Source organism: Rhizobium oryzicola (assembly GCF_030504645.1).
Taxonomy (GTDB): Bacteria; Pseudomonadota; Alphaproteobacteria; order Rhizobiales; family Rhizobiaceae; genus Neorhizobium; species Neorhizobium oryzicola.
On sequence record NZ_JAUKWQ010000003.1, the window covers coordinates 334,386 to 348,051 of the forward strand.

The 13,666-nt window shown below is 61.4% G+C and carries 11 protein-coding genes and 1 pseudogene; 1 reads left to right on the forward strand and 11 read right to left on the reverse strand.

Annotated features, from left to right (window positions below):
* Positions 1 to 77 precede the first annotated feature (77 nt).
* Positions 78 to 478 (forward strand): annotated as a pseudogene (locus Q2T52_RS26890) (hypothetical protein); the annotation flags it as partial.
* 25 nt (positions 479 to 503) lie between these two features.
* Here Q2T52_RS26890 and glpK read toward each other — a convergent pair.
* From glpK to Q2T52_RS12270, 11 genes are all read right to left on the reverse strand, one after another.
* Positions 504 to 2,003, reverse strand: coding sequence for a glycerol kinase GlpK (gene glpK / locus Q2T52_RS12220; RefSeq protein WP_302077016.1), 1,500 nt, complete (start codon positions 2,001 to 2,003; stop codon positions 504 to 506).
* 170 nt (positions 2,004 to 2,173) lie between these two features.
* Positions 2,174 to 2,932, reverse strand: a complete 759-nt coding sequence (locus tag Q2T52_RS12225) for a TSUP family transporter (RefSeq protein WP_302077017.1) — start codon at positions 2,930 to 2,932, stop codon at positions 2,174 to 2,176.
* A 2-nt stretch (positions 2,933 to 2,934) separates the two neighbouring features.
* A complete protein-coding gene (locus tag Q2T52_RS12230; RefSeq protein WP_302077018.1) occupies positions 2,935 to 4,926 on the reverse strand; it encodes an alpha-glucosidase in 1,992 nt (663 codons plus the stop codon).
* An 11-nt stretch (positions 4,927 to 4,937) separates the two neighbouring features.
* Complete coding sequence (locus Q2T52_RS12235) at positions 4,938 to 5,702, reverse strand: SDR family NAD(P)-dependent oxidoreductase (RefSeq protein WP_302077019.1); 765 nt, start codon at positions 5,700 to 5,702, stop codon at positions 4,938 to 4,940.
* Positions 5,703 to 5,710: 8 nt separating this feature from the next.
* Positions 5,711 to 6,595, reverse strand: coding sequence for an SMP-30/gluconolactonase/LRE family protein (locus Q2T52_RS12240; RefSeq protein WP_302077020.1), 885 nt, complete (start codon positions 6,593 to 6,595; stop codon positions 5,711 to 5,713).
* A gap of 10 nt (positions 6,596 to 6,605) precedes the next feature.
* Positions 6,606 to 7,412, reverse strand: coding sequence for an HpcH/HpaI aldolase family protein (locus Q2T52_RS12245; protein ID WP_302077021.1), 807 nt, complete (start codon positions 7,410 to 7,412; stop codon positions 6,606 to 6,608).
* Between the two features lie 12 nt (positions 7,413 to 7,424).
* On the reverse strand, positions 7,425 to 9,161 hold the full coding sequence (araD, locus tag Q2T52_RS12250) for an L-arabinonate dehydratase (RefSeq protein WP_302077022.1): 1,737 nt from the start codon (positions 9,159 to 9,161) through the stop codon (positions 7,425 to 7,427).
* 5 nt (positions 9,162 to 9,166) lie between these two features.
* Complete coding sequence (locus tag Q2T52_RS12255) at positions 9,167 to 10,015, reverse strand: carbohydrate ABC transporter permease (protein WP_302077023.1); 849 nt, start codon at positions 10,013 to 10,015, stop codon at positions 9,167 to 9,169.
* Positions 10,016 to 10,020: 5 nt separating this feature from the next.
* On the reverse strand, positions 10,021 to 10,890 hold the full coding sequence (locus Q2T52_RS12260) for a carbohydrate ABC transporter permease (RefSeq protein WP_302077278.1): 870 nt from the start codon (positions 10,888 to 10,890) through the stop codon (positions 10,021 to 10,023).
* A gap of 186 nt (positions 10,891 to 11,076) precedes the next feature.
* Entirely contained in the window at positions 11,077 to 12,312 is a 1,236-nt protein-coding gene (locus Q2T52_RS12265) for an ABC transporter substrate-binding protein (protein ID WP_302077024.1), read from the reverse strand.
* Positions 12,313 to 12,381: 69 nt separating this feature from the next.
* Positions 12,382 to 13,458, reverse strand: coding sequence for an ABC transporter ATP-binding protein (locus tag Q2T52_RS12270; protein WP_302077025.1), 1,077 nt, complete (start codon positions 13,456 to 13,458; stop codon positions 12,382 to 12,384).
* Positions 13,459 to 13,666: the final 208 nt, after the last annotated feature.

Below are 13,666 nucleotides of genomic sequence, written 5' to 3' on the forward strand. Positions count from 1 at the left end.
GACTGATAGCGATGAAAAGCGCAAATTTGCGCGCAGGCGTATGGCCGGCTTGAGTGCCGAAGTGATTGCCGAGAAGCTTGGTCGACATCCGATCTCGGCCAGTCGCTGAACGATCTATAAGTTCGCCTATTCAGCGAGGGGGCAGGCTATCAAGCTGTTGCGCCATCTTCCTGCGCAACAAAGATAGCCACTCCCGGCCGGTCATGAACGGACTCATACGGGTCTGTCAGGCTCTCCCTCCCCTCGCCCGTCGATTGATTACCTTCGATCGCAGCACGGAGTTCACCGACCGGCACTATCCCCGGCAGGCATTGGCACGCAGACATGGTGAGGCACGCCGCGCAAACGCTTTGGCTATCGAACGCCAGCAGAAGTCTTTCGCAAGAAACCACTCGCTCAATTGAGGCATGCCTATGAGCCCCACCCTACCCGCAAGTCGCACTTCAGCGTCAACTCACAAACGCACACACAAAGATGAATCGCGTTTTTGCGAGTGCGGGCAATTATGGCTTTTTCCCAAAAGCCAGCGTGCATTGCACGGCGGAATCCCACCCCTTCAGCAGGGCGGCGCGCTCGGCGCCTTCCATCGATGGCGTGAACTGACGTTCGCGGTGCCAGTCCGCGGCAAAACCCTTTTGGTCCGGCCAGATGCCGGCACCATGGCCTGCCAGCCAGGCGGCGCCCAACGCCGTCACTTCCGTCGAGGCGGAGCGATCGACCGCAACACCCAGAATATCGGCGAGCCGCTGCATGATCCAGTCGTTTGCCGACATGCCGCCATCCACGCGCAGCAACGTATCCGCCTGGCCGGGCCAATCCTTGCGCATGGCACCCAGTAGGTCACGGGTCTGGAAGCAGACGGATTCCAGTGCGGCGCGGGCAAATTCCGCCGGTCCGGTATTGCGCGTCATGCCGAACATCGCGCCGCGCGCTTCCGCATCCCACCAGGGCGCACCGAGGCCTGTGAAGGCCGGTACCAGATAGACCCGCTGGCCGGGATCGGCCTTGGCGGCAAGTTCGGCGGTTTCGGATGCCTTGCCGATCATCTTCAAGCCGTCGCGCAGCCACTGCACGGCGGCACCCGCAATGAAGATCGAGCCTTCCAGCGCGTAATGGATCTCGCCGTTCAGGCGATAGGCGATCGTGGTCAGCAGCCGGTTGTTGGAGGCGACGCGGTCGGTGCCGGTGTTGAGCAGGGCAAAGCAGCCGGTTCCATAGGTGGATTTCATCATGCCAGGCGTGAAGCAGGCCTGTCCGATGACGGCGGCCTGTTGGTCGCCCGCCACACCCTTGATGGCGATTGCGCCGCCGAAGAGATCCGGTTCCGTCGTTCCGAAATCATCAATGTTGGACAGAATGTCCGGCAGTATGGAGCGCGGAATGTTGAAGAGCTTCAGCAGGTCCGCATCCCACTCCGCAGTGCCGATATTGCAGAGCATGGTGCGCGAGGCATTGGTGACGTCGATGACGTGGCGCTTGCCGCCGGTCAGCTTATAGATGAGCCAGCTGTCGACCGTGCCGAAGGCGAGATGCCCGGCCTCTGCCGCTTCGCGCGCACCGGACACATTCTCCAGCAGCCAGGCAATCTTGGTCGCCGAAAAATAGGGGTCGATCAGCAGGCCGGTCCGTTCCGCCACGAGCTCGGCATGGCCGTCGGCGCGAAGGCGTGCGCAATGTTCCGAGGTGCGACGATCCTGCCAAACGATCGCTCTGTGGATCGCCTGGCCGGTGCGGCGGTCCCAGACCACAGCCGTTTCGCGCTGGTTGGTAATCCCGATCGCTGCGACCTGATCGGCGGTGATGCCGGCCGTTTTCATCGCCTTTTGAGCGGTCTCAAGCGTCGTCGTCCACAGGTCTTCCGCCTCGTGTTCCACCCAGCCCGATTGCGGGAAATGCTGGGCAAACTCCATCTGGCCGGAGCCGCAATTCTGATAGGCGCGGTTGAAGACGATCGAGCGGGTCGAGGTCGTGCCCTGGTCGATGGAAAGAACAAAATCCTTCATGCGGCAAAATCCGTTTTCGTCATGGCATCATCATGCGAGGCAATACGAAGGGGGTTCCTGTGCCGGTGCCAACCGGATGATCTCAACTCCCCACCGCTCCCCCGGTGTCTGCAACTTGGTAACATGTTTGCGGCTGGACCCAAGCATTTTTTGGATCGGTTCGCATGGTTTCAAACGAGCCTCAGTATCGAGGGTAGCGCAAGCGAAAGCCCCGACAGAAACAGCATCAGAAAGGCGAGGCGCCGCATGGCGAGCGGCGAAAGCGGCGGCGGAAAGCGTTTGGCGAGCCAGGTTGCTCCGATCACCACGGGTATGGCCAGCAACCCCCACCAGAAAGAAGCCGAGGGCAGTTTCCCCACACCGGCCACGATGCCGAGCCGGACCACGGCATTCGTCGCGAAGATTGCCACCAGCGTTTCGCGAACGACCGCCGGCCTTAGCGGCTGTCGATAGAAATGATAGATCAGCGGCGGGCCGGCGGTTGAAAACATGCCGCCCATAACGCCTGCGATCGCGCCGAAGCCCGCAAAGGAGACCGAGGAGGACAGCTGTTGAAGAGCTTCCGGCTTCAGGGATAGCTGAATGCTGGATACGACGATGACCAGACCCAGAACCAGCTTTACCCAATCCAGCGAGGCGGATGCCATCAGGTTCAGCAACCAGTAGCCGATAGCCTGGAACACCAGGCTTGCCGCGAGCGCGGGTAAAAATTGCGGCCAGGCGATATCCCGCCAGCCGCGCGCCAAAACCTGTGCTGCATTGACGATCACGAGGAGGCTCACCAGCACCGCAGCGTCCGGCAATGGTAATAGGCCCGTCAGGCCGACCCCGCCCATCATGATCAGTCCGAGTGCGAAGCCCGTCAGCGTCTGCATATAGGCAGCAAGCGCCGCAATCAGCAGCAAATCTGCAAGGGCCGCTGCCGTCATGGTCAGAGATCCCGCAACCCGTCGAACAATGCCTGGTAGGACGTGCCCTTGCGATAGAAGACCGCAGGCTGGCCAAGAGGCGCAGGAATGGTGGCCGTCTCGCCTCCGGCATGGGCTTCACCCGTCCAGACATGCACCCAGCTTTCGCCCTTGGGCAGATAGATCGTGCGGGTCGTTTCTGCCGCCTGCCAGACCGGGGCCACCAGCAGGTCGCGGCCGTAGAGATAGGCATCCTGGATTGCGTAGGTATCGCGGTCGTCCTCGTGATGGAGGAAGAGCGGACGCTGCACCGGCAGACCCGTCTTTGCCGCCTCTGCCGATAGCGATTTGAGATAGGGCGCCAGATGCACATAGATCGCCGTCATGCGGGCGAAATGCGTGAGCACTTGCGGATCCTGGTCGATCTGCAGGTTGTCGCGCGGGCGGTTGCCCTCATGGCTGCGCATGACGGCAGTGAAGGCCGCCATTTCCGCCCAGCGCATGATGAGTTCCGGCGTGCGGACATTGCCGAACAGGCTGGTGTAACCGCCGATATCCGAATGGTGGTAGGCATTGCCGAGCAGGCCGGATGAGAGCGCGCCGCAGATGACGGTGACGAGACCGTCATGCCGGGTGAAATCGACCGACTGATCGCCGCCCCACAGAAGCGGGCAATACGCCTGCACGCCAGTAAAGCCCGCTCGCATGAAGAAGAGCGCATCGCCGGTCTTGCCACGGCTTTCCACGGCCTTGGCGTTGACCTTTGCCCACAGCGTCGGCCAGGCATTGTGCATCAGCTTTGCGTCGATGCCGTTGGCGAGCTTCACATCGATCGGCAGATATTCGCCGAAATCCGCCATCCAGCCGGAGAGGCCGTAATCCAGCATGTTCTTGCCGATCACCTCTTCTGCAAACCAGTCGGCGGATTGCGGATTGGTGAAATCCACCACGCCGCAATCGAACTCGCCGAAGTCGACAAGGGCGGTCTTGCCCTGTTCATCCTTGGCGAAATAGCCTTTGGCATCCGCGATCGGGAACAGCGGGCCGTCGACGCAGAGATAGGGGTTCACGTAACCGAGGAAGCGGATGCCTTCGGCATTCAGCGCGGCGATCTTTTCCTTCAGCTTCGGATAGCGGCTTTCATTCGCCTGCCAATCCCAGAACAGGCGAGCACCAAAGGAGGTGTGACGAAGTCCCACCCAATCCTCGCACCAAAGGCCGGAAACTTTCACGCCGGCGTCGCGCATCTTCTGCATGCGCGTGAATGAGTTCTCGCCGTCCTTCAGGCCGAGGATCGCGCCGCCATAGACCCATTCGGGCAGTTCGGGCTGGCGCCCGAAACGCAGCGAAAGTTGCCCGACGAGATCGGCGAAGGTCGACGCGGCAAAGAATTCCAGCCGCTGCGGTACGGCCCAGACCTCGATCTCATGGAAACCATCGCGGCGGAAGTCGAAGACGGAATAGGCCGTCGTTTCCACATGCAGCGCATATTTGCGCGACGAAATATAGGTCGGCTGCGGGTAGTTGGTGTTGTAGTAATCGCCGCCGGCCTTGCCGGTCACATCCGATTTGAAGGTGATTTCGGTGGTCTTGTCGCGTCCGACGCCGGGTTCGGACGTCCAGAGGGGGAACTTCCGGCCGCGCATGTCGAAATAGGACATCTGCTCGCCACCGCCCCAGACATGCTCGTCGGCCTCGGCTGCAATGCGAATCCAGACGCGGTTGATGGAGGCATCGAGCGATTCCGTGAGGACGTGGTTGCCTTTAATCGTCAGCGCGAAACGGGCAGGAAGCCACCGTGCCACGGCAAATTCGATCCGATTGCCGCTGATCTCCACGGAGGTCAGCGCGGTGCGCTCCACCACGTAATCCTCGATCTCGAAGTTGCCGCGATACATGTCCATCCGCTCTTCGCCGTGACCGACGAACAAAGCGGGTGCTGCTTCGGTATGGCGCAGGATTTCGCGACCGTCGATGGAGAGGATGAAGCCGCCGGGAATGAGATCGAGTTGCATGGAGAAGACTTTCAGTTCTGGGTCAGGCCGGCGTCGACGACGAAATTGGCGCCGGTGCAGCCATTGCTTTCGTCGGAGCCGAGGAAGAGGGCGAGGCGCGCCACATGGCTGGCATCGAGGCGGAATTTCAGGGCCTGCAGATCGATGAACTGCTGGTTCTGTTCCGGCGTCGTCCACAGCGCCAGCTGGCGTTCGGTGACGATGGCACCAGGTACGATGCAGTTGACGCGGATGCCGGACGGGCCAAGTTCGCGGGCAAGCGTCTTGGTCAGGCCGTTGATGGCAGCCTTCGAGGTGGTATAGCCCACCATGCCCGGGCGACCGCGCATCCAGGAAATCGAGCTGAACATGATGACGGAGCCGCCACCATTTTCGGTCATGCCCTTGGTCACCGCCTGGGTGACGAAGAACTGGTGGTCGAGGTTCATGGCAAGCGCGCGCCGCCAGTACTCCGGCTCCACCTCGTCCATGGCGTGCCGGTCATCCTTGCCGGCATTGTTGACGAGAACCGAAACGGGACCATGCTCTGCCTCGATTCTGGCGACCACGGCACGGGTCGCCGGAATATCGGTCAGGTCGCAAGCGTAGAAGGAAGCACCGGTCGCCGGTGCCGTGGCGGCCCCGGCCGCCTCGTTGATATCGACGAAGGACACGCGGGCGCCTTGCGCCCGATAGGCCTTGACCATTTCCTCGCCGATGCCGGACGCGCCGCCGGTGATGAGGACATGGCGGTTTTCGAGAGAACGGTAGTCAACTGTCTCGTAGGATGCGGACATGGTCTTACTCAGATGTCTGGATTGAAAAGCGGTTTGGAGAGGCCTGGTACATCCGTGCGCATGGCAAACAGCGCGCCGGAAAGCGGATATTGGGCAAGCTCCTCGGCGGAGCGTCCGATGCTGGCACTGGTGCAGTAGAGGGTCTTCAGGTCAGGGCCGCCAAAAGTCACCATGGTCGGGCATTTGGCAGGCACCGGATATTCGGCCAGAAGCCTTCCGTCCGGTGCATAGCACTGCACGCGACCGCCCTCGAACAGTGCGGTCCAGTAGCGGCCTTCCACATCCACGGCGCCGCCGTCAGGGCGGCCCTTGTCGGTCTCGGAGCCAAATTTCGCAAAGAGCTGGCGGTTTTCCGCCGCGCCCGTCGCCACATCATAGTCATAGGTGTAGAGCGAGTAGCGCAGCGTATCGGAATGATAGAGCCGCTTGCCGTCGGGAGAGAAGGCGACACCGTTCGAGGTCAGAAGACCGACGCTCAGCTTTTGCAGCCCTCGGCTGTCGTAGCGATAGAGGCTGGCAATGCCGCGTTCGCGGGTCTCGTCCACCGTTCCGGCGATAAAGCGGCCCGCAGGATCGACCATGCCATCGTTGAAACGACTGATGGATTGATCTTCCGGGTTGTCTGCCAGCTTGCGGGTGAGTTTGCCTTCGGCAGAGACCAGCCAAAGGCCGGAGCGAAGACCGGCGATGAAGCCGCCGCCCTGTGCAAGCCCAATGCAGCCGACTTCTTCCGGCAGTTCTAGCATACCGAGCGACCCGTCTGCCGGATCGAAGCGATGGATACGGCTTTGCTTGATGTCCACGAAGTAGAGCACCTGCTCGGCGACCGACCACAGGGGGCATTCGCCAAGGGCGGTCTTTGCATCGAGAACGAGGTCGAAACCGGCTGTCACCTCAACCACCTCAATAGGCTGCCGTGGGAGCCGCGACAGCGGGCTTTTCCTCACCCTTCAACTGGCCCAACCAATCATTGGCGCGGCCGGTCATCATGGCGATGTCGGAGGCTATGGCGGCATAGTCATAGCCATAGCCGATGAAGCGCTTCACCATGTCCGGGTTCGGACCGACAATGCCGATCGGCTTATCCGCGGCATGCGCATCCTTGGCGGCCTTCTCGATCAGCGCCTGCACCTCCGGATGGGCGATATTGCCGATATGGCCCATGGCGGCGGAGAGATCGCCGGGGCCGACGAACAGCGCGTCAATGCCCTCGACTGCGGCAATCTCCGGCAGGCGCTCGATGGCCTCAGGCGTTTCCAGCTGCACAATGGTGCAGACATCCTCATTGGCTTTCTTGAGGTAATTCGGGATGGTCCCGAACTTCGAGCCGCGATGAACGGCAGCGACCCCGCGAATGCCATGCGGGGGATAACGGGTAAAGGAGGCGGCGGCCTTTGCCTCTTCCGCCGTCTGCACGAAAGGCAGCATCACGGTGCGGGCGCCTGCATCCATGCAGCGTTTGACCAGTACCTGATCGTTCCAGGCGAGACGCACGACGGCATCGGCAGGCGTGCAGCCGATGGCGCGCAGGATATGGGCGAGATCGGATACCTCGATCGGCACATGCTCCATGTCCACCACAAGGAAGTCGAAGCCGGCATAGCCGAGCGCTTCGGCACTGGCAGGGGCTGCAGCCATCAGCCAGGTGCCGAGCGGCGTCGCGCGGTTCTTGTCGGAGAGCCAGGATTTGAAGGGGTTCAGCGTGCTCATTGGGCTCGTCCTTTAGAAAATGACCGGGTCCGGCACCTTGGCCGGGCCGCTCAGGAAATCGAAATCGCAACCTTGGTCAGCCTGGCTGACATGCTGCTGGTAGAGCGCCGCAAACGAGCGTTCGTAAATGCGCGCCGTCGGCTTCCACTCCGCGCGGCGGGCCGCCAGTTCCTCGTCGCTGACCTTCATGTTGATGGTGCCGGCCGCCACGTCGAGTTCGATGAGGTCGCCAGTCTTTACGAGCGCCAGCGGCCCGCCAATCGCCGCTTCCGGCGAGACATGCAGAATGCAGGTGCCATAATGGGTGCCGCTCATGCGCGCATCGGAAATGCGCACCATGTCACGCACGCCCAGTTTCAGAAGCTTTTTCGGGATTGGCAGATTGCCCCATTCCGGCATGCCCGGCGCGCCGACAGGACCGGCGTTGCGCAGGATGATGACGGTGTCTTCCGTTACATCCAAGTCTGGATTGTCGAGCGTCTTGTTCATCGTCGCCGGGTCATCGAAAACGATCGCCGGGCCGACATGCTTCAGGAACTTCGGATTGGCAGCGGAGGATTTCATCACCGCGCCATTGGGGGCCAGATTGCCGCGTAGCACCTCCAGCGTCTTGCCCTTCGAAAGCGGCACGACCGGATTGCTCTCGTCGCGAATGATCTCGTCGTTCCAGCATTCGGCATCGGCGATGTTCTCGCCGATCGTCTTGCCGTTGACGGTCGGACGCGACAGGTCGAGATGATGCGAAAACTTCTTCAAGAGCGCGTTGAGGCCGCCGGCGAAGTAAAAATCCTCCATCAGGTATTCGCCGGACGGGAAGACGTTCGCTGCGACCGGGATCTTTGCGGCCATGGCCGACATGTCATCTAGCGTCAGTTCGACACCGGCGCGGCGGGCCATGGCAATCAGATGCACGGCCGCATTGGTGGAACCGCCCATCGCCATATAGGCGACGAGACCGTTTTCGAAGCTTGCCTTGTTGAGGATGTCGGAGGGTTTCAGGTCTTCCCAGACCATCTCGACAATCCGTACGCCGCAGAGCGAGGCCATCCGCGGATGACCTGAGTCGACGGCGGGAATGGAGGAAGCCCCCGGCAGCGTCATGCCCATGGCATCGGCAATCGAGGTCATGGTAGACGCCGTGCCGATGGTGTTGCAGGTACCGGCGGAACGGGTCATCCGGCTTTCCAGATCCACCCAGTCATCCTTGGTGATGTTTCCGGCGCGCAGTTCGTCCCAGTATTTCTTGGTATGCGTGCCTGCACCCGTCTTGATGCCGCGCCACTGGCCATTCGACATGGGACCCGCTGGACAATAGATGACCGGAATATCCATGGAAAACGCGCCCATCAATAGGCCGGGCGTGGACTTGTCGCAGCCGCCGAGCAGCACCGCGCCATCGATCGGGTGAGAACGCAGCAACTCCTCGCATTCCATGGCGAGGAAGTTGCGGTAGAGCATGGTGGTAGGCTTCACCATCACTTCGCCGACGGAAAGCGCGGGCATTTCGACCGGGTAGCCACCCGCCTGCCAGACGCCCCGCTTCACCGCTTCCGCGCGGTCGCGCAGATGCGCGTGGCAGGGGCTCATCTCGCTCCAGGTGTTGATGATGCCGATCACCGGCCGGCCCATGAATTCGTCGCGGCGCATGCCCATCTGCTGGGTGCGCTGGCGGTGCGCGAAGCCGCGCATGTCGTCGGACGCAAACCAGCGCTGGCTGCGCAGTTCGGAAAGCTCTTTTCTTTTTGTCATTGTGCTTATCCCTTGATGCCGCCTGCGGTGAGGCCGGAAACCACGCGCTCCTGGAAGATCACGATCAGGACGGCGACCGGCACGATGCCGACGACGAGCGCTGCTGATATCACCGGCCAGGGGAAGGCGAATTCGCCCTGATAAAGCTGGATGCCAACCGGCAGGGTGCGCAGCGCCGGGTTGGAGTTGAACGAGAGCGCGAGCAGGAATTCATCCCAGGCGTTGACGAAGGCGAGGATGCCGGCGGTGAAGACGCCCGGCGCGCAGAGCGGCACCACGACTTTGAACAGCGCGCCGAGGCGCGTGCAGCCATCGATCATCGCGGCATTTTCGAGATCGCGCGGAATGCCCTCGAAGAAGGAGACGAGCATCAGCGTGCAGACCGGCAGCGACAGTACCGTATAGGGCAGGATCAGCGCGATCCATGTGTTGAGCAGGTTCAGCGCCCGCATGATCTCGAACAGCGGCACCAGCAGCGTCACCAGCGGGAAGGTGGAGACGGCAATGATGGCCGACAGGATCAGGCCGCGATATTTCAGGTTCAGCCGCGCGATCGCATAGGCCGCCAGCACCGAGATAAACAGCGTCAGGCAGGTGGAGAGAAGCGCGACCATCAGGCTGTTGAACAGGAACAGATGCAGCGGCTGGTCGGAAAAGGCCTGCATGTAATTGGCAAGCGTCGGCGCATGCGGAAACCAGCTGATCGGCTTCAGCGTCAGTTCGGCTTCCGTCTTCAGCGAGGTGAACAGGATCCACAGCGCCGGGAACATGCCGTTGACCAGCAGGATGATGGCGGCGATGGCGCGGAGCGGTTTGCCGGAAAGGGCGCCAGGCTGGGTGACAGTAGCGGTCATAATCTTTAGCCCTTCGTCCGGATGATTCTGAGATAGACGACGGTGACGCACATGGAGAGCAGGAACATCACCACGGCGAGTGCCGAGCCATAGCCGAGATCGAGGAAGGAAATGGTGTTCTGGTGGATGTACATGGCCAGCGTTGACGTGGAGGTGCCAGGCCCACCGCCGGTCATCATGTAGGGGATGTCGAAGGTTTGCAGCGCTGTGATCGTGCGGAAGATCAGTGCCACCACGATCGAGGGTTTCAGCAGCGGCAGGGTGATCTCGACGAACTGGCGAACGCGTCCCGCGCCGTCCACATCGGCAGCCTCGTAAAGCGAGCGCGGAATAGTCTGCAAGCCGGCCAGAATGATCAGGGCCATGAAGGAGGAGGTCTTCCAGATGATGGTGAGACAGATGGCGGCCATGGCCCAGTTGGGCGAGTTGAACCAGATGACGCCGGGCAGGCCAAGCCGCATCAGAACGTCGTTCACGACCCCATATTCGGAATGGAAGAACCAGGCGAAGATCAGGCCGGCGAAGGACAGCGGCAGCGCCCAGGGAATGAGGAGCGAGAGGCGCACCGGCCATTGCACACGGAAAGGCAGGTTGGCGAGAAGCGCCAATGCCATGCCCACGACCAGCGCACCGGGAACGGTGATCAGCGTGATCAGAACCGTGTTCCAGGTGGTTTCCCAGAAGACAGGATCGTCGATCATCAGCCGGTAGTTGTCCAAACCGACAAATTCAGCCGGCAGGCCCGATGTCAGCGACAGCGAGAAGAAGCTCGTATAGCCCAGCCGCAGAACGGGATAGACAATGATCAGCGACAGAAGCAGGGCCGCCGGTGCCAGCAGCAGAACGGCAAGCGCGCGGTCGCTGAGGTCGAGCATCTTCGTCCAGGCGGGCGGCTGCTTTTCGATACGATCTGTCGTGCTGAGGGTGGATGTCGTCACCTTGCGGCTCCCACGCTTGATAAACGGTTCAAGTCACCCCGCCGGCGGCGTTACGCGCGCTGGCTTGTGGGGCGGGGAGAGGGCGAGCAATCTCGTCCTCTCCGTTTCGAAGTCTGTTGCGGGTCAGCGCAAGATGCGGCGCAGACGCGACTCGATCTGTGCGGCACCGTCATCCGGCGTCATGACGCCGGCGAGAACGGCGTTGACCGTGGTGCGAACGATTTCGCTGACCTCGTTGTAGCGCGGCGTGACCGGGCGCGGCTTAGCGGTCTGGACGACCTGCAGCGCATCGGCAAACCACGGCGCGGACTTCAGGACGTCTTCATCCTTGTAGAGATCGGCATAGGTCGGCATCAGCGAGCCGTTGATGGCCACAAACTTGGAGACATCCTTGCTGGACAGGAACTCGACCAGCTTCTTGGCGTCATCCTGATGCTTGGAATAGGCGGAAACGCCCCATTCCCAGCCGCCGAGACAGGTGGAGGCGTCACCGCCCGTCAGTGCCGGAAGCCGCGCCACGCCAACCTTGCCGGCGACGGCGGAATCCTTGCCCTGCGCCTGCGCCCATGCATAGGACCAGTTAACGGCGAAGACCACGTTGCCGGCCTGGAATTCCTTTCGGGTATCGTCGGTCGCGACTTCGGAAATGTTCTTCTTGGAGACGCCTTCGTCCACGAAGCTCTTCCACAGCGCCAGAGACTTTGCGGCGGCGGCGCGGTCGAAGGTCAGCTTGCCGTTCTGCACGAGCGTCTTGCCCTGGCTCCAATAGGGAAGCAGGAAAGTGCAGACGGCGCCCTCGATTGCCTTGCCCTGGAAGGAGAGACCCTGCAGGTCCGGGTTGTTTTCGCCGCCATTGATCTTCTTGACGGCGGCCTTCAGCTCATCCCAGGTCTTGGGCGGCTGGATGCCGTACTTTTCCAAGAGATCCTTGCGGTAGTAGAGGAACATGGAGTCGGCGAAGGCCGGCAGCGCCACGATCTTGCCGTCTACCGTATTGGCTTCGGCATAGGCTGGCAGATAGCCGGACATGTCCTTGCCGGTGAAGGGGCTGGTCCAGCCGGCGGCGGCGAATTGCGCAGGGCGAATGACATCGAGGATCAGCACGTCGAGCGAGGTATCCTTCGCCGACATCACGGTGTTCAGGTACTGCGCCTGCGCTTCCGAGGTATTGCCGCCGGTTTCGATGGTGACCTTGATGCCGGGGTTCTTGGCTTCATACTGGTCGAGCATCTTGCGCCACACCTGCGGCTGATGCTGGCTCGAAATATAGACCTTGAGCTCGGTGTCGGCAAACGCCGGAACAGCGGCACCCAAGCTGGCGGCGGACAGAAATGCGCCCGTCAAAGCCCTGAATTTCATGTATTTCTCCCGTTTTTATCGGTGATGATCGTTGCTGCGCGGACCTTCTACTCCCCCGCGCAGGGAGCATCAATCAAGGACGCGCTCGCTGACCGCGTCGAAGAGGTGGACCTTGGCCGGATCGACGCCGACGCGGATCTGCGCCCCCGCTTCGGGCCGCGTTTCCGGAGACATGCGGGCGGTCATGGTTTCGTTGCCGATGGCGAAATGCACAAGCGTATCGGAGCCCAGCGGCTCCACCACCTGAACCTTCACATTCAGCGCCAGCGATGCATCGGCTGCTGTGGAAAAATGTTCAGGGCGAACGCCGACGATGACCTGCCGGCCTTCCAGAGCGGTTTCACGACCGGTGCGGATCTGCGCGAGCGGCAGCGTATTGCCATCGGCAAATACCAGATTGCCGCCTTCGACCTTCGCCTTGGCGAAATTCATCGCCGGCGATCCAACGAAGCCGCCGACGAAGACGCTGCGCGGACGGTTGTAGACGTCATCCGGCGTACCAACCTGCTCGATATCGCCGGCCCGCAGGATCACGATCCGATCGGCAAGCGTCATGGCCTCGACCTGGTCATGGGTCACGTAGATGATCGTGGTGCCGATCTGCTGATGCAAGCGCTTGATTTCGGTGCGCACTTGGCCGCGCAGCTTGGCATCGAGGTTGGACAGGGGTTCATCGAACAGGAAAACCTGCGGACGGCGCACGATGGCGCGGCCCATGGCAACGCGCTGGCGCTGACCACCGGACAACTGGCCGGGACGGCGATCCAGAAGATGCCCGATGCCGAGCATTTCGGCGGCCTCGTTTATGCGGCCTTCGGCATCCTTCATGGAAACGCCGCGCACTTTCAGGCTGAAACCCATGTTTTCGCGCACCGTCTTGTGCGGATAAAGCGCATAGTCCTGGAAGACCATGGCTATGTCGCGTTCACGCGGCGCAAGCTTGTTGACCACGCGTTCGCCGATGCGGATTTCGCCGTCCGTGATGCTCTCGAGACCTGCGACCATGCGCAGCGTCGTCGACTTGCCGCAGCCCGAGGGGCCGACAAAGACGACGAATTCACCATCCCGGATGTCGAGATCGATTCCCTTGACGATGCGCAAAGCGCCATAGCTCTTTTCGAGCTTGCGAAGGCTTACTGAAGCCATGCGTTCCTCCCATACGAAGCGCGAGCTCCGCACCATGTCATTGGCGAAATCATAGCGCTACGATTTTTAAATGCAATGCCCTTTTTCCATGCCTCGTCCAGACGCCCACGGATTAGTGAAATACACCGATTTACGCTGCGTTATTGTTGCATTTGGCGATTAGGTGCTGCAAGCTTCGTCTGGCCGTGACGAACACATCGAGATTGCC

Coding starts and splice junctions, on each gene's coding strand:
- araD (WP_302077022.1), bottom strand. CDS start 9,161: ATGACAAAAAGAAAAGAGCTTTCCGAACTGCGCAGCCAGCGCTGGTTT.
- Q2T52_RS12225 (WP_302077017.1), bottom strand. CDS start 2,932: ATGACGGCAGCGGCCCTTGCAGATTTGCTGCTGATTGCGGCGCTTGCT.
- glpK (WP_302077016.1), bottom strand. CDS start 2,003: ATGAAGGATTTTGTTCTTTCCATCGACCAGGGCACGACCTCGACCCGC.
- Q2T52_RS12230 (WP_302077018.1), bottom strand. CDS start 4,926: ATGCAACTCGATCTCATTCCCGGCGGCTTCATCCTCTCCATCGACGGT.
- Q2T52_RS12265 (WP_302077024.1), bottom strand. CDS start 12,312: ATGAAATTCAGGGCTTTGACGGGCGCATTTCTGTCCGCCGCCAGCTTG.
- Q2T52_RS12260 (WP_302077278.1), bottom strand. CDS start 10,890: ATGCTCGACCTCAGCGACCGCGCGCTTGCCGTTCTGCTGCTGGCACCG.
- Q2T52_RS12255 (WP_302077023.1), bottom strand. CDS start 10,015: ATGACCGCTACTGTCACCCAGCCTGGCGCCCTTTCCGGCAAACCGCTC.
- Q2T52_RS12245 (WP_302077021.1), bottom strand. CDS start 7,412: ATGAGCACGCTGAACCCCTTCAAATCCTGGCTCTCCGACAAGAACCGC.
- Q2T52_RS12235 (WP_302077019.1), bottom strand. CDS start 5,702: ATGTCCGCATCCTACGAGACAGTTGACTACCGTTCTCTCGAAAACCGC.
- Q2T52_RS12270 (WP_302077025.1), bottom strand. CDS start 13,458: ATGGCTTCAGTAAGCCTTCGCAAGCTCGAAAAGAGCTATGGCGCTTTG.